The organism is Streptomyces sp. NPDC052109 (genome assembly GCF_040680195.1).
In the GTDB taxonomy this organism is placed as follows: Bacteria; Actinomycetota; Actinomycetes; order Streptomycetales; family Streptomycetaceae; genus Streptomyces.
The window spans coordinates 277,983-296,565 of record NZ_JBFAWF010000007.1 but is presented as its reverse complement, the minus strand read 5'-3'; the positions used below and the strand labels follow the sequence as shown (position 1 = coordinate 296,565).

Annotated in this window: 15 protein-coding genes; 14 read left to right on the top strand and 1 reads right to left on the bottom strand. The window is 72.2% G+C overall.

All coding sequences use genetic code 11. From position 1 onward, the window contains the following. The first annotated feature begins 78 nt into the window (after positions 1-78). From AB0L59_RS17795 to AB0L59_RS17785, 3 genes are all read left to right on the top strand, one after another. Positions 79-1,065, top strand: a complete 987-nt coding sequence (locus AB0L59_RS17795) for a methionine synthase (protein ID WP_365584376.1) — start codon at positions 79-81, stop codon at positions 1,063-1,065. A gap of 15 nt (positions 1,066-1,080) precedes the next feature. Beyond that, the gene (gene ligA, locus AB0L59_RS17790; RefSeq protein WP_365584165.1) at positions 1,081-3,276 is read left to right on the top strand and encodes an NAD-dependent DNA ligase LigA; all 2,196 of its coding nucleotides are present in this window, start codon (positions 1,081-1,083) and stop codon (positions 3,274-3,276) included. Between the two features lie 259 nt (positions 3,277-3,535). Continuing rightward, positions 3,536-5,776 (top strand): bifunctional diguanylate cyclase/phosphodiesterase, encoded by a 2,241-nt coding sequence (locus AB0L59_RS17785; RefSeq protein ID WP_365584163.1) that lies wholly within the window; start codon positions 3,536-3,538, stop codon positions 5,774-5,776. A 152-nt stretch (positions 5,777-5,928) separates the two neighbouring features. On the opposite strand, the gene AB0L59_RS17780 is transcribed toward AB0L59_RS17785, so the two are convergent. Then, positions 5,929-6,504, bottom strand: a complete 576-nt coding sequence (locus tag AB0L59_RS17780) for a TetR/AcrR family transcriptional regulator (RefSeq protein ID WP_365584160.1) — start codon at positions 6,502-6,504, stop codon at positions 5,929-5,931. Positions 6,505-6,596: 92 nt separating this feature from the next. Here AB0L59_RS17780 and AB0L59_RS17775 point away from each other — a divergent pair, with 92 nt between their 5' ends. The 11 genes from AB0L59_RS17775 to AB0L59_RS17725 all read left to right on the top strand — a co-directional run bounded on the left by AB0L59_RS17775 (position 6,597) and on the right by AB0L59_RS17725 (position 18,542). Next, positions 6,597-6,968 (top strand): DUF4267 domain-containing protein, encoded by a 372-nt coding sequence (locus AB0L59_RS17775; protein ID WP_365584157.1) that lies wholly within the window; start codon positions 6,597-6,599, stop codon positions 6,966-6,968. A 25-nt stretch (positions 6,969-6,993) separates the two neighbouring features. Beyond that, positions 6,994-7,488, top strand: a complete 495-nt coding sequence (locus AB0L59_RS17770) for a cupin domain-containing protein (RefSeq protein ID WP_365584155.1) — start codon at positions 6,994-6,996, stop codon at positions 7,486-7,488. A gap of 159 nt (positions 7,489-7,647) precedes the next feature. Next, positions 7,648-7,944 (top strand): Asp-tRNA(Asn)/Glu-tRNA(Gln) amidotransferase subunit GatC, encoded by a 297-nt coding sequence (gatC, locus tag AB0L59_RS17765; RefSeq protein ID WP_006130840.1) that lies wholly within the window; start codon positions 7,648-7,650, stop codon positions 7,942-7,944. 5 nt (positions 7,945-7,949) lie between these two features. Further along, on the top strand, positions 7,950-9,449 hold the full coding sequence (gatA, locus tag AB0L59_RS17760; protein WP_365584153.1) for an Asp-tRNA(Asn)/Glu-tRNA(Gln) amidotransferase subunit GatA: 1,500 nt from the start codon (positions 7,950-7,952) through the stop codon (positions 9,447-9,449). Beyond that, the gene (locus AB0L59_RS17755) at positions 9,446-9,685 is read left to right on the top strand and encodes a hypothetical protein (RefSeq protein ID WP_365584150.1); all 240 of its coding nucleotides are present in this window, start codon (positions 9,446-9,448) and stop codon (positions 9,683-9,685) included. Before gatA ends, AB0L59_RS17755 begins: the two co-directional genes overlap by 4 nt. A 16-nt stretch (positions 9,686-9,701) precedes the next feature. Next, positions 9,702-11,216 carry an Asp-tRNA(Asn)/Glu-tRNA(Gln) amidotransferase subunit GatB gene (gatB, locus tag AB0L59_RS17750; protein WP_365584147.1) on the top strand — a complete coding sequence of 505 codons (1,515 nt, stop codon included), beginning with the start codon at positions 9,702-9,704 and terminating at the stop codon, positions 11,214-11,216. Positions 11,217-11,496: 280 nt separating this feature from the next. Next, the gene (locus tag AB0L59_RS17745) at positions 11,497-13,728 is read left to right on the top strand and encodes an MMPL family transporter (RefSeq protein WP_365584145.1); all 2,232 of its coding nucleotides are present in this window, start codon (positions 11,497-11,499) and stop codon (positions 13,726-13,728) included. Next, positions 13,706-14,281: a GNAT family protein gene (locus tag AB0L59_RS17740; protein WP_365584144.1), complete on the top strand. Its 576-nt coding sequence runs from the start codon at positions 13,706-13,708 to the stop codon at positions 14,279-14,281. The genes AB0L59_RS17745 and AB0L59_RS17740 overlap by 23 nt, the downstream gene beginning before the upstream one ends. Positions 14,282-14,316: 35 nt before the next feature. Continuing rightward, positions 14,317-14,910 (top strand): hypothetical protein, encoded by a 594-nt coding sequence (locus AB0L59_RS17735; RefSeq protein ID WP_365584142.1) that lies wholly within the window; start codon positions 14,317-14,319, stop codon positions 14,908-14,910. 198 nt (positions 14,911-15,108) lie between these two features. Beyond that, positions 15,109-15,300, top strand: coding sequence for a hypothetical protein (locus AB0L59_RS17730; RefSeq protein WP_365584140.1), 192 nt, complete (start codon positions 15,109-15,111; stop codon positions 15,298-15,300). 203 nt (positions 15,301-15,503) lie between these two features. Then, positions 15,504-18,542 carry an AAA family ATPase gene (locus AB0L59_RS17725; protein ID WP_365584137.1) on the top strand — a complete coding sequence of 1,013 codons (3,039 nt, stop codon included), beginning with the start codon at positions 15,504-15,506 and terminating at the stop codon, positions 18,540-18,542. Positions 18,543-18,583 lie beyond the last annotated feature (41 nt).

Below are 18,583 nucleotides of genomic sequence, written 5' to 3'. Positions count from 1 at the left end.
GCATCCGGCGGACGGTGAGGAGGTGGAGCCCCTGGTGCGGCCACGGCATACCCTGCCGGAGTGAGTGAGAGCACCCAGATGAGGTTCCCCCCGGCCACCGGAGTGGGGTCCATGCCCGGCGGCGACACCCGGGAAGCGGCCAAGACGGTCACCGGCAGCTTCGAGGACTTCCCCTTCCTGCCCGAGCTGCCCGCGCGCGGACCCGGCGCCGACATGATCGGCCGTACCGCCGGGATGCTCGTCGAGCTGTACGCGCGCGTGGAGCCCAGCGGCTGGCGCGTCGGCGACCGGCCGGGCCGGGACACCAAGCGGGCGCGGTCCTGGCTGCGGGAGGACCTGGACGCCCTGGAGGAGTTCACGCAGGGATACGAGGGCGACCTGAAGGTGCAGGCGGTCGGCCCCTGGACGCTCGCCGCCGCGCTGGAGCTGAAGAACGGCGAGGCCGCCCTCTCCGACGCAGGTGCCTGCCGCGACCTCGCCGCCTCCCTCACCGAGGGCCTGCGCCTCCATCTCGCCGAGGTCCACCGCCGTGTCCCGGGCGCCCGGCTCCTCCTCCAGCTCGACGAGCCCTCCCTCACCGCCGTCCTGCGCGGACAGGTCCGTACCGCCAGCGGCTACCGCACGCACCGGGCCGTGGACCGGCAGGTCGTGGAGGCCACCCTGCGCGAGGTGATCGCGGTCCACGGGGGACCCGTGATCGTCCACTCCTGCGCGCCCGACGTGCCGTTCGCCCTGCTGCGCAGGGCCGGCGCGGCAGGCGTCTCCTTCGACTTCTCGCTGCTCACCGAACGTGACGACGACGCGATCGGCGAGGCCGTCGAGGGCGGCACGCGGCTGTTCACCGGTGTCGTGCCGGGGACGGACGGTCCATTGTCAGACCCTGCCGGTAGCGTCATGGGTGTCAGGACGCTGTGGCGCAGGCTGGGGCTGCATCCGGGGCTGCTCACGGAGGCGGTCACGGTCACCCCGGCGTGCGGTCTGGCGGGCGCTTCCCCTGCCTACGCACGCCAGGCGCTCGCCCACTGCGTCCGGGCGGCGAGATCCCTCGCGGACAACCCAGAGTAACGGGAGGACAACACGGTGGCCGGCGACAAGCAGCAGGCGGAGACGGCAGTGCCCGCCGAGGCACGTGACAAGCACGCGCAGCTCGCTGAGCAGATCGAGGAGCACCGCTTCCGGTACTACGTGAAGGACGCTCCCGTCATCAGCGACGCCGAGTTCGACAAGCTGCTGAAGACTCTGGAGGCCCTGGAGGAGCGGTATCCGGAGCTGCGCACGCCGGACTCGCCGACCCAGAAGGTCGCGGGCTCGTACGCGACGGAGTTCACCGCGGTCGAGCACCGCCAGCGCATGCTGTCGCTCGACAACACCTTCAACGACGAGGAACTGGCCGCCTGGGCCGAGCGCATCGCGCGCGAACTCGGCGATCAGGAGTACCACTTCCTGTGCGAGCTGAAGGTGGACGGCCTCGCGGTCAACCTGACGTACGAGCACGGCCGGCTCACGCGTGCGGCGACCCGGGGCGACGGCCGCACCGGCGAGGACATCACCCCGAACGTCCGGACGATCGCGGAGATCCCGGACCGCCTCAAGGGCGACAAGGTGCCCGACCTCGTGGAGATCCGCGGCGAGGTCTACTTCCCGATGGAGAGGTTCCTCGAACTCAACGAGCGCCTGGTCGCCGCCGGTGACAAGCCGTTCGCCAACCCCCGCAACGCCGCCGCCGGTTCGCTGCGCCAGAAGGACCCGCGGGTCACCGCCACCCGCCCGCTGCACATGGTCGTCCACGGCATCGGCGCCCTGGAGGGTTTCACGGGCATGACCCGCCTCTCCCAGGCCTACGACCTGCTGAAGACCTGGGGCCTGCCCACCTCCCCGCACAACCGCGTGGTCGACGACCTCGACGGGGTACGGCAGTTCATCGCGTACTACGGCGAGAACCGCCACTCCGTGGAGCACGAGATCGACGGCGTCGTCGTCAAGCTGGACGAGATCCGCCTCCAGGGCCGCCTCGGCTCCACCGCACGGGCGCCGCGCTGGGCGATCGCCTACAAGTACGCGCCCGAAGAAGTCAACACCAAGCTCGTCGACATCAAGGTGGGCGTCGGCCGCACCGGCCGGGTCACGCCGTACGCCCAGGTCGAGCCGGTCACGGTCGCGGGCAGCGAGGTGGAGTTCGCCACGCTGCACAACCAGGCGGTCGTCAAGGCCAAGGGCGTCCTCATCGGGGACACGGTGGTCCTGCGCAAGGCGGGTGACGTGATCCCCGAGATCCTCGGCCCGGTGGTCGACCTCAGGGACGGCAGCGAGCGGGAGTTCGTGATGCCGGGCGAGTGCCCCGAGTGCGGCACCCCGCTCAGGCCCATGAAGGAGGGCGACGTCGACCTGCGCTGTCCCAACGCCCGTACATGCCCGGCCCAGTTGCGCGAGCGGGTCTCCTATCTCGCGGGCCGCGAGTGCCTGGACATCGAGCACTTCGGTGCGGTGGCCGCCGCCGCGCTGACCCGCCCGCTGGAGCCGGCCGACCCGCCGCTGGTCGACGAGGGCGACCTGTTCGACCTGACGGTGGAGAAGCTGCTGCCCATCAAGGCCTATGTCCTCGACCCCGACAGCGGTCTGCCCAAGCGCGACCCCAAGACGGGCGAGGAGAAGGTCGTCACGGTCTTCGCCAACCAGAAGGGCGAGCCGAAGAAGAACACCCTCGCCCTGCTGGAGAACATCGAGGCGGCCAAGCGGCGTCCGCTGGCCCGGTTCCTGAACGGCCTGTCCATCCGCCACGTCGGTCCGGTGGCCGCGCAGGCCCTCGCGCGCGAGTTCCGCTCCGTCGACCGCATCGAACAGGCCACGGAGGAAGAGCTCGCGACCACCGACGGTGTCGGTCCGATCATCGCCGCCGCGCTCAAGGAGTGGTTCGCCGAGGAGTGGCACCGCGAGATCGTCCGCAAGTGGAAGGACGCGGGGGTCCCGCTGGAGGAGGAGGCGTCCGGGGAGGACGAGGGCCCGCGCCCGCTGGAGGGGCTCACGGTCGTGGTCACCGGCACCCTGGAGAACTTCACCCGGGACGGCGCCAAGGACGCACTGCAGAGCCGGGGCGCGAAGGTGACCGGATCGGTGTCCAAGAAGACCTCGTTCGTCGTCGTGGGCGACAACCCGGGGTCGAAGTACGACAAGGCCATGCAATTGAAGGTTCCGGTGCTGAACGAGGACGGTTTCGGCGTCCTCTTGGAGCAGGGTCCCGAAGCGGCGGCCGAAGTCGCGCTTCCGACCGGGGAGTAGCGGTTGAAGGCCACCCGATCGGCGCATATCAGTTGCATACGGGTGGCCCGGGCGCATTCGGGCAACCGTCGACGACCGGTGCCCGTGGAAGCCTTCCGCGGCCTACTGTTGAGCTGTGCACCTGCCGTGCCCAGCTGCGGTTGGGGCATCCCCGTGCGCTCCCGGCGCGCGGGGAAGGTTTCTTCAACGCGGAGCTGCTGATGGGTGTCGGACATCGGGCCGCGTGGCGTGGGCACCGCCGGCTGTGAGAGGGACGGGAATGGAACCGACCGAGAGCGTCGCCCCGGACTCATGGCTGCGTCTGCGCCGCCGTGCATGCACCTTGCGGCCGACCCGGTGGACGGGGCGGGGCCACGGGCGCACGGGCGGCCGGGCCCGCGTGGCCGGACCGGGCACCGATGCCGACGCCCGCCCGCCGATACCCCTGGCCATCGAGCCCGCCCCCGCCCTGACCGGCGCCGAGCCCGAACGGCACCTGTCCTGGCCCACCCTGCCCGTCGTCGTCGTGGCCGCCGCCGCCTTCGTCCTCGGCGCCGGCTTCTACCGCGCCTTCAGCGGCCACCACGCCCTCTTCCCGAGCGGCACCGTCGGCTGGTCGCTGGCCCTGCTCACCGGCGTCATCGTCGGCCACCTCGTCATGCTGGGCCGCGCCCGCTGGTGGGGCGGCACCGGCTCGGGCGCCGCCCTCACCCTCGCCGTCCTGCTGCTGTACGGCTGGGTGCCCGCCGGCATGGTCAGCCTCACCGTCGTCGTCCTGGTCGGCATCGCCCGGCGCCACCGCTGGCGGCAGGGCGTCCTGCACGGCGCGGTGGACATCCTCGGCATCGGCGCCGGCGCGCTGCTGCTCGGCGCGTTCGGCCGCGTCCCCAGCGTCGAGATGCCCTGGCGGCCCGACAGCTGGAGCGTCGCCACCGCGCCCGAGATCGTCCTCACCGCCGGCGCCTACCTCGCGGTCAGCCGCGGCCTGCAGTGGTACCTGTCAGCCCCGCGCGGCAGGCGCGTGCCCACCGTGGCCCGCACCGCCCTGGTCAGACAGGGCCTGCTCGCCGTCGCGCTGCTCGGCATCGCACCGCTGCTGTGTGTCGTCGCCGACGCCCAGCCCATCCTGCTCCCGCTGTTCGCCATCCCCCTCATCGCCCTGGACTCCACCCTGTGGATGGCACGCGCGCGTGCCGAGGAGCAGCTGCGCGACCCGCTGACGGGGCTGCCCAACCGGCAGTGGCTGCTGGAGCGGATCTGGACGGCCCTGGACGACGCCGAACGCATCGGCGCCCGCTCCGCCCTCATGCTGATCGACCTCGACCGGTTCCGGTCGGTGAACGACACCCTGGGTCATCTCGCCGGTGACCGGCTGCTGCTGCAGATAGCCGACCGGCTGCGGCTCGCCCTGCCGCGCGGAGCGGAGGCCGCGCGGCTGGGGGGCGACGAGTTCGCCGTGTTACTGCCCGTCGCCGACTCCACCACGTCGGCCACCCGCCTCGCCCGGGGCCTCGTCGCCGCGCTCGGCTCCCCGCTGGACCTCGACGGGCTCACCCTCGTCCTGGAGGCCAGCGCCGGTGTGGCCGTCTTCCCGGACCACGCGCTGGACGCCGAGGGCCTGTTGCGGCGCGCGGACGTGGCGATGTACCAGGCGAAAAGGGACCGTACGGGCGTCGAGGTGTACGAGTCCAAGCGGGACTCCAACACCCCCGACCGGCTCGGTCTGCTGGGCGATCTGCGCCGGGCGCTGGACGCGCACGAGGTGCAGCTGCACTACCAGCCCAAGGTCCGCTTCGACGGACAGGTCGCCGGCCTGGAGGCGCTGGTGCGGTGGGTGCATCCCGAGCGCGGGAAGGTTCCGCCGGACGAGTTCATAGCGATCGCCGAGTCCTCCGGGCTGATGCCGCATCTGACGGAGTACGTGCTGGAGACCGCGCTCGGGCAGGTCGCCAAGTGGCGGGCGCAGGGGCTGCGCGTCCCGGTCGCCGTCAACGTCTCCCCGCGCGACGTCCACACGCCCGGGTTCGCGGGGTCGGTCGCCGCCCGGCTGGCCCGGCACGGGGTCCCCCCGGGGGCCCTGCAGCTGGAGATAACGGAGCACGTGCTGCTGGAGGACCCGCAGCGGGCCGCGGACACCCTCGCGGGGCTGACCGGGCACGGCGTGAAGATGTCGCTGGACGACTTCGGCACCGGGTACTCGTCGCTGGTCAATCTGCGGCGGCTGCCGGTGAGCGAGCTGAAGATCGACCGGTCGTTCGTGGCGCGGCTCGCTGTCGACGCCGAGGACGCGGAGATCGTGCGCTGCACGGTGGATCTCGCGCATTCCCTGGGGCTGCTGGTCGTCGCCGAGGGCGTGGAGGACGACGAGACGTGGGAGCGGCTGCGCGACCTGGGGTGTGACGCCGTGCAGGGGTGGCTGGTCGCCGCGGCGATGCCGCCCGAGGAGACGACGGCGTGGCTGCGGGCGCGGGGCTCCCGGGGGTGGCAGCGGCCGCGCGCCGCGCTGCCCGCCGCCGAGTAGTGCTCCCGGCCGCCCGCCCGTGCGACTCGGCCGGCGGTGGGTGTTCGCCGTGGCCCGGTCGGCTTCGGCGGGTGCGGGTCGTCCTGGGGTGCCCGCGCGGTCCACGCGCCCTTACGGGGCGCTGATCCCGCCCTGGGCCTCACCGGTCGCGCTCAGCCGCCCGTGAAGTGTCCGATCAGCAAGGCCAGGCGCTTCTCACGCGCCTCCTCCGGCAACCTTCCGCTCCTCATCAGCGTCGCCAACCCGTGCAGCGCGGCCCAGAAGGTCTCCGTCAGCAGGCCGGCGTCCTCGCCCTCGGCCGTGATCGGGACCACGACGACGAGCAGCTCGCCGAAGGCCTGGAGCGGTGCCGGTGCCTGCTCCGTGGCGAAGGGCAGGTCCCCCGGGTGGGTGAACATCGCGTCGTAGAGGGCCGGCCGGCGCTGGGCGAAGGACGTGTACGTCTCCGCCACCGCCGCCAGTGCCTCCCGCGTGCCCGGTGCCGCCGTCCGCGCCCGCCGTAGCTCGGCGGCCAGGTCGGCGCAGCCCTGCACCGCGACCGCCGCCATGATCGCGTCCTTGCCCTTGAAGTGGCTGTAGAGGACGGGCTGGCTGTACTCGATCTCGGCGGCCGGCCGCCGTGTGGTCACCGCGTCCCAGCCCGCCGCCTCGGCCAGCTCCCGCGCGGCCGTCACGATCAGCAGCTCACGTTCCGCTCGTGCGCGCTCCCGGCGCGTCTGGATCGGCATGCAGGAATCCTAGCGGCGCTAGTGTTCCTGTCGGCGCTCTGCTAGCTTGGCTCTCATTCCTAGCGTTGCTAGAGTCCACAGGGGGAGATTCCATGACCGTCACCGCGTACACCCTGGCCGTCCTGCTCGACCTGTTCTGTGTGTTCCTCGGCTACCGGTTCTGGTTCCAGCCCGGCCCGGCCGCGGCCGGCTACGGCGTCCCGGCCGACCCCGGCGGCGACGCCCGCGCGTATCTGTCGGTCAAGGGCCTGCGGGACGGTGCCTTCGGAGTGCTGGGCCTGGTCCTGCTGGCCTGCGTCGGTGCCCGCGCCGAGGCCTGGTTCATGGTCTGCGTGGCACTCGTCCCGCTGCTCGACACGCTGATAGTCCTGCGCAACGGCGGCACGAAGGCCGTCGCGTTCGGGATCCACTTCGCCACCGCGGTCGTTGTACTGATCAGCGCCGGCCTGCTCTTCGCGGCCTGACCGAATCCGACAGGGGAGATCCACCATGTCGCTGTTCGTGCCGAAGTTCGACGAGTCCGTGATCGTCCGTGAGGCCCAAGCCGAGGTCGTCGGCCGTGCGCCCACCACCGTGCGTCTGCTGGCCGACAGCAGCGCGACCGGCGGCGCCCTGTCCACCCAGCGCGTCACCCTCACGGGGGGCGCCGACGGTGCCAAGCCCCACTGGCACGACAACTCCGCCGAGATGTTCTTCCTGCTCGACGGCGCTGCCGACATCCTCTCCGGCGAGGACGTCGTCACCGCCGGCCCCGGCGACCTCGTCGTCGTCCCGCCCGGCAAGCCGCACGCCTTCGCGGCCGTACCGGGAGCCGACGCAGATCTGCTCATCGTGATCACGCCCGGCGTCGAGCGCTTCGAGTACTTCCGTCACCTGCGGCGCATCGCCGTCGGCGAGGCCACCCCGGAAAGCCTCCTGGAAGTGCAGGAGCTGTACGACAACCACTTCCTGCGCAGTGAGGTCTGGGAGGGGCACCGGGCCTGACGGGCGAAGGGCCGGGAAACCGTTTCACGGCCATCCGGCCCCGCCCCATAGGATTGGGGACTGGCGTCACATTTCCGCCTGCCACCCTCCGGGCGGACGGCGGACATGTGATGCCGGCCCCCGGCCCCAAACCACACACTCACCCCAGAGGATCGCTGCATGCCTGGCATCACGCGCGAGGAGGTCGCCCACCTCGCCCGGCTGGCGCGTCTGGAGCTGAAGCCCGAAGAACTCGACCACTTCGCGGGACAGCTGGACGACATCATCGGCGCGGTCGCCCGCGTCAGCGAGGTCGCCGACCAAGACGTACCGCCGACCTCGCACCCGCTCCCGCTGACGAACGTCATGCGGGCGGACGAGGTCCGTCCCTCGCTCACCCCCGAGCAGGCGCTGTCCGGCGCCCCGGCCCAGGAGCAGCAGCGTTTCAAGGTGCCGCAGATCCTGGGGGAGGAGTGACCACCATGACGGACAGCAACATCATCAAGCTCACGGCCGCACAGATCGCCGAGAAGATCGCCTCCGGCGAGCTGACGGCCGTCGAGGTCACCGAGGCCCACCTCGCCCGCATCGAGGCCGTCGACGAGAAGGTGCACGCCTTCCTGCACGTCGACCGCGAGGGTGCCCTCGCCCAGGCCAGGGCCGTGGACGAGAAGCGGGCCCGCGGCGAGAAGCTCGGCCCGCTGGCCGGCGTCCCGCTCGCGCTCAAGGACATCTTCACCACCGAGGGCGTGCCCACGACCGTCGGCTCGAAGATCCTCGAGGGCTGGATCCCGCCGTACGACGCGACGCTCACCAAGCGGCTCAAGGCCGCCGACGTGGTCATCCTCGGCAAGACCAACATGGACGAGTTCGCCATGGGGTCCTCCACCGAGAACAGCGCCTACGGCCCGACCGGCAACCCGTGGGACCTCACCAAGATTCCCGGCGGCTCCGGCGGTGGCTCCTCCGCCGCCCTCGCCGCCTTCCAGGCCCCGCTCGCCATCGGCACCGACACCGGCGGCTCCATCCGCCAGCCGGCCGCCGTCACCGGCACGGTCGGCGTGAAGCCGACGTACGGCGCGGTCTCCCGCTTCGGCATGGTCGCGTTCTCGTCCTCCCTCGACCAGGGCGGTCCCTGCGCCCGTACGGTCCTGGACGCGGCCCTGCTGCACGAGGTCATCGCCGGTCACGACCCGATGGACTCCACCTCCATCGACGCCCCGGTCCCGCCGGTCGTCGAGGCCGCCCGCAACGGCTCGGTGCAGGGCATGCGCGTCGGCGTGGTCAAGCAGTTCCGCGGCGAGGGCTACCAGGCCGGCGTCATCCAGCGCTTCGACGAGTCCGTCGAGCTGCTGAAGGAGCTGGGTGCCGAGATCGTCGAGCTGGACTGCCCGTCCTTCGACCTCGCGCTGTCGGCGTACTACCTGATCGCGCCGTCCGAGTGCTCCTCCAACCTCGCCCGCTTCGACGGCCTGCGCTACGGCCTGCGGACCGGCGACGACGGCGGCCACTCGGCCGAGGAGGTCACCTCCCTCACCCGCGAGGCCGGCTTCGGCCCCGAGGTCAAGCGCCGCATCATGCTCGGCACGTACGCCCTCTCGAGCGGCTACTACGACGCCTACTACGGCTCCGCGCAGAAGGTCCGCACGCTCATCACGCGGGACTTCGAGAAGGCCTTCGAGCAGGTCGACGTCATCGTCTCGCCGACGACCCCGACCACCGCCTTCGCGATCGGCGAGCGCGCCGACGACCCGATGGCGATGTACCTCGCGGACCTGTGCACCATCCCGACCAACCTGGCGGGCAACGCGGCCATGTCCCTGCCCTGCGGCCTCGCCCCGGAGGACAACCTCCCGGTGGGCCTGCAGATCATCGCCCCGGCGATGCAGGACGACCGCCTGTACAAGGTGGGCGCCGCCGTCGAGGCCGCCTTCGTGGAAAAGTGGGGTCACCCGCTGCTGGAGGAGGCTCCGTCGCTGTGAGCAAGCTGTCCAAGGCCAAGGACTTCAAGAAGTCCAGGTCCGGTACGTACCTGTCGATGGCCACCACCGCGTTCGGCGCGTTCGGTGTCGCCAAGCAGATCAAGAAGGCCCGCGCCGAGCACGACACGCTGCGGCTGGTCGACGCCACGGTCTCCGCCGTGGCGATCGTGACCGGCCTCGCGATCCTCTACCGCGAGCTGAAGCGGCTGGGCGACGACGACGTCCTGCTGGGCTGAGAGGGAAGTTTTCACCGTGACCACCACGACCGACCTGGTGTCGTACGAGGACGCGCTGGCGTCGTACGACCCCGTCATGGGCCTCGAAGTCCATGTCGAACTCGGCACCAAGACCAAGATGTTCTGCGGCTGTTCGACCGAGCTGGGCGCCGAGCCCAACTCGCAGACCTGCCCCACCTGCCTCGGCCTGCCCGGCGCGCTCCCGGTCGTCAACGCGACCGGCGTGGAGTCCGCCATCAAGATCGGTCTCGCGCTGAACTGCGAGATCGCCGAGTGGTGCCGCTTCGCCCGGAAGAACTACTTCTATCCGGACATGCCGAAGAACTTCCAGACCTCCCAGTACGACGAGCCGATCGCCTTCAACGGCTACCTCGACGTGCAGCTGGAGGACGGCGAGACCTTCCGCGTGGAGATCGAGCGCGCCCACATGGAGGAGGACACCGGCAAGTCGACGCACGTCGGCGGCGCCACCGGCCGTATCCACGGCGCGTCCCACTCCCTGCTGGACTACAACCGCGCCGGCATCCCGCTCATCGAGATCGTCACCAAGCCGATCGTCGGCGCCGGCGAGCGCGCCCCCGAGGTGGCGAAGGCCTACGTCCGTGAGCTGCGCGAGGTCATCCGTGCCCTCGGCGTGTCCGAGGCCCGCATGGAGATGGGCCAGATGCGCTGCGACGTGAACCTGTCGCTGATGCCGAAGGGCAGCGAGAAGTTCGGCACGCGCTCCGAGACCAAGAACGTCAACTCCCTGCGTTCGGTGGAGCGCGCGGCCCGCTACGAGATCATGCGCCACGCGGCCGTGCTCTCCGGCGGCGGCACGATCGTCCAGGAGACCCGCCACTTCCACGAGGACACCGGGTCCACGACCTCGGGCCGCGTGAAGGAGGAGGCCGAGGACTACCGGTACTTCCCGGAGCCCGACCTGGTCCCGGTCGCGCCCTCGCGCGAGTGGGTCGAGAAGATCCGCGCGGCGCTGCCCGAGCTGCCGCTGGTCCGTCGCACCCGGCTGCTCGCCGAGTGGGGCATCTCGGCCACCGACATGCAGGCGATCCTGAACGCCGGTGCGCTGGACCCGATCGTCGCCACGATCGACGCCGGTGCCGACGCCGCCTCCGCCCGCAAGTGGTGGATGGGCGAACTCGCGCGCAGCGCCAACGAGTCCGGCACGGCGCTGGACGAGCTGGCCATCACGCCGGAGCAGGTCGCGCGGGTCACCGAGCTGGTCACGAAGGGCGACCTGAACGACAAGCTGGCCCGGCAGGTCATCGAGGGCGTCCTCGCGGGCGAGGGCACCCCGGACGAGGTCGTGGAAAAGCGCGGCCTGAAGGTCGTCTCCGACGAGGGCGCGCTGACCGCCGCCGTCGAGGAGGCCATCGCCGGCAACCCGGGCATCGCGGACAAGATCCGTGGTGGCAAGGTGGCCGCGGCCGGCGCCCTGGTCGGCGCGGTCATGAAGGCCACCCGCGGCCAGGCCGACGCGGCCCGCGTCAAGGAGCTGATCCTCGAGCAGCTGGGCGTGAGCGAGGGCTGAGGCCCGCGCCTCGTACCCGTACGGCCCCGGAAGGCACGCCTTCCGGGGCCGTAGTCGTAAGGACGGCATAAGCCCGAAGTGGCGGTCGGGGCGACAGAGTTCGCCGGAGTGTCCTGTGATGTCCCTCCCACTCCTGTGAATAACACCACGATCGCGGCAAACGATCACTTTCGCCTGCAACAGTGTTCTGCGGTTGCACATACCTTCTTTGCGGGCTGTTCAGTTTATGAACGATCGTTCCCGGCCAAAGATCCACAAATCGTCTTCTGGGAGCACGTTCGTGGCAGACCTCGCGCGTTGGTGTGTCCGGCACCGGCTGATCGCCGTGCTGCTGTGGCTCCTCGCCTTCGGAGGGGTCACCGCGGCCGCCGCCGTGGCCGGATCGTCGTACTCGAACGCCTACGACGTCCCCGGCACCGAGGCCGGCCGCGCCACACAGCTGCTCGAGGAGGGCTTCCCGGGGCTGGGCGGGGACAGCGACACCGTCGTCTGGCACACCGTCACCGGCACCGTCCGCGCCGCCGACGTCGAACAGACGATGACCCGCGCCATGGACCGGATCGCCTCCCTGCCCGGCGTGGCGTCGGTGACCGGCCCCTACGGCAGCCAGGGCGCCCAGCGGATCAGCGCCGACGGCCGTACGGCCTACGCCAACGTCACCTTCACCCAGTCGGCCGAGCACATCGGCCGGTCCGAGGCGCAGGCCGTGGTGCGCACCGCCCAGGCCGCGGCGGGCGACGGGCTCCAGGTGGAGCTGGGCGGCAGCGCGATCGGGCTCACCGCGTCCCCGCGCGAACACACCGCCGAGGTGGTCGGCGTGCTCGTCGCGGCCGTCGTGCTGTTCCTCGCCTTCGGTTCGCTCGCCGCCTCGGCGTTGCCCATCGCCACCGCGCTGGTCGGCGTCGGCACCGCCTACTCCGGCATCGGGCTGCTCGGACACGCCATGACCGTCGCCGACTTCGCCCCCATGCTCGGCATGCTGATCGGCCTCGGCGTCGGCATCGACTACGCGCTGTTCATCGTCACCAGGCACCGGCGCGGACTGAAACGCGGCCTGAGTGTCACCGAGGCCGCCGTGAACGCCGTGTCCACCACCGGACGCGCCGTCGTCTTCGCGGGTGCGACGGTGTGCATCGCCCTGCTGGGGATGCTGATACTGCGGCTGAGCTTCCTCAACGGGGTCGCCGTGGCCGCATCGTTGACGGTCCTGCTCACCGTCGCGGCGTCGGTCACCCTGCTGCCCGCCCTGTTGTCGTACATCGGTCCCCGCGCCCTCAGCCGCCGCGAGCGGCGCAGGCTCGTCGAGCACGGGCCGCGCCCGGAGCTGCCCACCGGCTTCGCCGCCCGCTGGTCCGCGTTGGTCGAACGCCGCCCCAAGCTGCTCGGTTCGCTCGCCGTCGCCGTCATCGCCCTGCTCGCGCTGCCGACCCTCTCCCTCCACCTCGGCACCTCCGACCAGGGCAACGATCCCCGTACCTCCACCACCCGCAAGGCCTACGACCTGCTCGCCGAGGGCTTCGGACCGGGCGTCAACGGGCCGCTCACGCTGGTGACGCGGGTGGACGGCGCCGCCGACAGGCTCGCCCTGGACAACCTCGACACCACCCTGCGCGCCACCCCGGACGTCGCCTCCGTCACCCCGGCCACCTACGCCACCGGCGGTGGCACCGCCTACCTCACGGTCGTGCCCGACTCCGCGCCGCAGTCGCAGGACACCAGCGACCTCGTGGCGCGGCTGCGCACGAAGGTGCTGCCCCGGGCGGAGGCCGGCACCTCCCTCGACATCCAGGTCGGCGGAGTCACCGCCGGCTACGACGACTTCGCGGATGTGATCGTCGGCAAACTGCCCCTGTTCGTCGGCGCGGTCATCGGGCTCGGCTGTCTGCTGCTGCTCGTCGCGTTCCGCTCGCTCGGCATCCCGCTGAAGGCCGCCGTGATGAACATCGCCGCCGTGGCCGCCGCGTTCGGCATCGTCGTCGCCGTATTCCAGTGGGGCTGGGGCAGCGAACTGCTCGGCCTCGGCCGGGCCGGGCCCATCGAGCCGTTCCTGCCCGTGATCATGGTGTCGGTGCTCTTCGGGCTGTCCATGGACTACCAGGTCTTCCTGGTCAGCCGGATGTACGAGGAGTGGCTGGAGACCGGCGACAACCGGCGCGCCGTCCGCGTGGGCCTCGCCGAGACCAGCCGGGTCATCAACTCCGCCGCGATCATCATGATCTCGGTCTTCCTCGCCTTCGTGCTCAGCGGCGACCGGGTGATCGCCATGTTCGGCATAGCGCTGGCCTCGGCCGTCGCCGTGGACGCCTTCGTCCTGCGCACCCTGCTGGTGCCCGCGCTGATGCACCTGCTCGGGGCCGCCAACTGGTGGCTGCCCCCCTGGCTGGACCGCCGGCTGCCCCACGTCAGCATCGAGCCGCCCGAGTGCCGCACCGCGCATGAGAGGCTCGGCAGGGTCTCGGTCGAGGAACTGCGGAAGGAAGAGCAGCGCGATGTACGCGATATGCCTGGGTGACGACGGCGCCGAGCTGCGGCCCCTGGAGGTCTGGCACGCCGTGGAGCTCCTCGCCGACATCGACCGGGGGCGCGAGTTCATCGGCCGGCACATCGGGCTGCCGGACGTGATCACGGACCTGGACTCCGCCCGCGCCTACCTGAAGTCGTACGCAGACAAGCGCGGCGCCGACGCCGGCAGCCTGCACGGGATCTGGCTGGACGGCAAGCTCGTCGGCGGTCTGCTGTTCCGGGTGTGGGACACCGCGAGCGGGGTGTGCGAGGCCGGCTGCTGGCTGGAGCCCTCGGCGGCCGGGCGTGGGCTGGTCACGCGGGGCATGCGGGTGCTGCTGGAGTGGGCCTTCGAGGAGCGCGGCATGCACCGCGTGGAGTGGTTCGCGTCCACGGCCAACGAGCCCAGTATCGCCGTGGCCCGGCGGCTCGGCATGACCCGCGAGGGCGTGCTCCGCGAGAACTACCCGTACCGGGGCGTGCGCGCCAGCACCGAGGTCTGGTCGTTGCTCGCTCCCGAGTGGCGCGAGGCACGCGCGCGCAGCGCGCACAGCGATCATTAAGGGACCTCTCAGACAACGTCCGTACGGTGCCGGGCATGGCTACGAAGACAGAGGAAGGCGCCGAGGCCGGTACCGCGGCGCAGCGCGAGGACACGGCGGTGGAGGCCGCCACCACCGAGGAGGAGGCCGCGCAGGCGGAGGCTCTCGAGGAGGACCCCGGGCAGGGGGACACCGGCGATGAGGAGGCCACTGAGGAGGAGGCCGCGGAGCGGGAACCCGCACAGGAGAAGGTGCCCTCCGGGGTCGGTCAGGGCGCCGGGGCCGTGGTGTCCGCCGCACTGGGCCTCGTCTCGCTCAGCGGCGGCTGGATCGGCACCGTCGCCGGCGCCCGCGAGCAGCTCATCGGCCAGCTGCGGACCTCCTCCACCGCGAGCGTCGCCACGCAGATCAAGGCGGTGTACGGCAACGCCTGGCACAGCACCGCCCTGTGGGCCGGCCTGTTCGCGCTGGCCGCGCTGCTCACCGGCGTGGTCGTGCTCGCCCGGCCCGCCTTCGGCACTCCGGGCCGTGTCCAGGCCCCCTGGATCAAGTCCGTCGCCTGGGCGGGTGTCTCGCTCGGTGTCATCGGCCTGCTGCTGGCCGCCCTGAAGTACTCCGACGCCCTGCTCGCCCTGCCCTCGACCGGCTGAGAAAACCGCAGGTCCCAAGGGGCCTTAGGGAATCCATGAGCACCTTGCGGACTCCCTGAGGCCCCTTACGCGCGCGTGCGGCCCGTACGGCGCCCGAAGATGCGGAACTCTCCCGATGTGGCGCACCCCCCTGGGAGACGAAGGTGGAGGCATCGCGGAAAGCGACGCACGACACCGAATCTCCTCGAAGGGCACGCCGTGATCGAGATCGAGTACCACAAGATGCGCTCCGCCCAGCTGATCCTCGAGGCCGAGCAGCAGCGCCTGGCCCGTGAGGTCGCCCGGGCCCGCCGTGCCGCCCGCCAGGCGGAATCGGCCGGCCACGGCGGGGCGGCCGCGGAGTCCCATACCGACCGACCCCGCCGGCACCGGATTCCGCGCACCGCGTGAACACCGGACCGACGGAGAGGGCCGGGACGGAGGGCGGCCGTACGGGGGCCGGCCGCCCTCCGGGCCTTCCGGACCAGGGTCGTACGACTGCCCACCCCGGTCGTACGACCCTTCCGTCCGTTGCCACCACCCTCCCGGTCACCGGTGCGACGATCACACCGGGGCTGTGGAAAACCGGTGCCCCGCCATCGGGACCTCGTGCGATGCTCGGGCCCGTGGAGACCAGGTCCGTGAGTCCCGTGTTCGTCGGCCGCACCGACGAGCTGAACACCCTGAACGACGCGCTCGCCCGCGCCCGCGTCGGCGAGCCGCAGGCGCTGCTGCTCGGCGGCGAGGCCGGCGTGGGCAAGACGCGCCTCGTCGAGGAGTTCGCCGCGGCCGCCGGCCGGCACGCGGTCGTCGCCGTCGGCGGCTGTGTGGAGATCGGCGCCGACGGGCTGCCGTTCGCCCCCTTCTCCACCGCGCTGCGCGCGCTGCGCGACGCCCTGCCCGAGCAGTTCGCCGCCGCCGCGCGCGGACAGGAGGAAGAACTGGCCCGCCTCCTGCCCGACCTGGGCGAGGCCGGCGCCGGCGGGCACGACGAGCAGGGCATGGCCCGCCTCTTCGAACTCACCGCCCGGCTGCTGGAACAGATCGCCGCCGAGCGTCCGGTCGTGCTCGTGCTGGAGGACCTGCACTGGGCCGACGCCTCCACCCGTCACCTCCTCTCCTACCTCTTCCGCACCCTGCGCGCCGGCCGGCTCCTCGTCCTCGCCAGCTACCGCTCCGACGACATCCACCGCCGCCACCCGCTGCGCCCCCTGCTCGCCGAACTCGACCGGCTGCGCACCGTCCGCCGGGTCGAACTCGCCCGCTTCACCCGCGAGGAGGTCGCCCGCCAGATCGCCGGCATCCTCGCCGCCGAACCCGACCCCGCCCAGGTCGACGAGATCTTCGAACGCTCCGACGGCAACGCCTTCTTCGTCGAGGAACTCGCCGTCGCCTCCTGCGACGGCTGCCGCACCGGCCTCACCGACTCCCTGCGCGACGTGCTCCTGGTGCGGGTCGAGGCGCTGCCCGAGAGCGCCCAGCGGGTCGCCCGCATCGTCGCCGAGGGCGGCTCCACCGTGGAGTACCGGCTGATCGCCGCCGTGACCCGGCTCGGCGAGGACGATCTCATCGAGGCGCTGCGGGCCGCCGTCGGCGCCAACATCCTCACCGTCACCCCGGCCGGCGACGGCTACCGCTTCCGGCACTCCCTGGTCCGCGAGGCCGTCGCCGACGACCTGCTGCCCGGCGAACGCTCCCGGCTCAACCGCCGCTACGCCGAGGCCCTGGAGGCCGACCCCACGCTCGTCCCGGCCGACGCGCGCGTGATGCGCCTCGCCAGCTACTGGTACCACGCCCGCGACGCCGCCAAGGCCCTGCCCGCCGTCCTGGACGCCTCGGTCGTGGCCCGTCGCCGACACGCCTACACCGAGCAACTCGGGCTTCTGGAGCGGGCGATGGAGCTGTGGGACAGCGCCCCGGAGGGGGTGCGCTCCGCCCTGCGCCCGGTCGACTACACCGAGGTCTACCCGCCGTGCGGCTGCGACCCGGCCACCACGCCGCTGCGCTATCTCGACCTGATGGCGGAGGCCGCCGTGGCGGGCCGCTTCGGCGGTGAACGCGAACGCGCACTGAAGATCACCAAGCGGGCGCTGCGCCTCCTGGAGGACGAGCCGGACCCCGTACGCGCGGCCTGGTTCTGGGTGCAGCGCTCCCGGCTCGTCCAGGCCCAGGCCCGCGGCGACGGCCGACAGGAACTGGCCACCGCCCAGGACCTGGTGCGCGGACTGCCCCCGTCCGAGGTGCACGCCGAGGTGCTGGCCGTCGCCGCCAACTGGTCCATGCTGCACCGGCCCGGACCCGAGGCCTTCACCGCCGCCGAGCGCGCCGTGGAGTACGCGCGCATGGTCGGCGCCCGCCACATCGAACTGCACGCCCGCCTCACCCTCGCCTGTCTCGAGGTCGACTCCGGCGACACCGAGACAGGCCTGGCGGAGCTGCGGCAGGTGCTCCGGGACACCCTCGCGGAAGGTGTGCACCACGTCGCGGGCCGTGCCTATGTGAACCTCCCCTCCCAACTGCAGGGCCTCGGCCGTGACCGGGACGCCGTGCCCCTGCTGCGCGAGGGCGTCGCCTTCGCCCGCGCCCACGGGCTGCTGGACTCCGAGGCGTGGATACGGGGCAACCTGTCCGAGGCGCTGTACTCGCTCGGCGACTGGGCGGAGGCCGCCGAGACCGCCGCCCGCGCGACCCGGGTCGGCCACAGCGTCAAGGCCCGCGGCGCGGGCGCCCTGCGCCTGGCGCACCTCGCCCTGGCCCGCGGCGACCTCGCCGAGGCGGACCGGCAACTCGCCGCCGCCCGCGCCCACTACGGCACCCACGACCCCATGCCCCAGCACTCCCTGCCGCTGGCCCGGATCGCCCTCGGTGTCGCCGCCGAGGAGGGCCGCGTCGCCGACGAGCGCGCCGAACTGATCCGGGCGCTGGACGACGGATTCCCGCCCGGCACCCAGCGCTACGGCTGGCCGCTGCTGCGGGCCGCGGCCACTGCGGAGGCCGAGGCCCGCACCCTGCCCGCGGCCGCCCCCGGCCGTGCCGGGATCCTCGACCGCCTCACCGAGGCCGTACGGAACCTCACCACCGGCGCCCCGCTCTGGCGGGCCTACGAACAGTGGACCCGCGCCGAACTGCGCCGTGCACAGGGCACGGACACCGCCGACGACTGGTCACCGGTCATCTCCGCCTTCGAGTGCCTGGACCGCCCCTACGAGCTCGCCCGGGTCCGCCACCGCCTCGCCGGAGCCCTCCTGACCGAAGGCGGTGACGACGAACGCGAGCGCGCGGCGGAGCTGCTCCGGCTGGCCGGGGCGGTCGCCGCCCACCTCGGCGCGCACTCCCTCGCCGACGCCGTGGCCCGGCTCGCCCAGCGCGCCCGGCTCACCCTGAGCCGTGGACCCCGGCAGGCCCTCGCCGCCGACCCCGCGGCCGCGCTCGGCCTCACCAACCGGGAGCGGGACGTCCTGCGCCTGGTCTCGGCGGGCCGTACCAACCGTCAGATCGCCGAGGAGCTGTTCATCTCACCGAAGACCGCGAGCGTCCACGTGTCCAACATCCTGAGCAAGCTCGGCGTCGCCGGCCGGGGGGAGGCGGCGGCGGTGGCGCACCGGCTGGGGCTGTTCCCGGCCGCGACGCTCACTGCCGGAACGGCGGGCTGAGACCTACGCTGGAGAAAAGGCACAAGGGGGAGAAAGCGGGG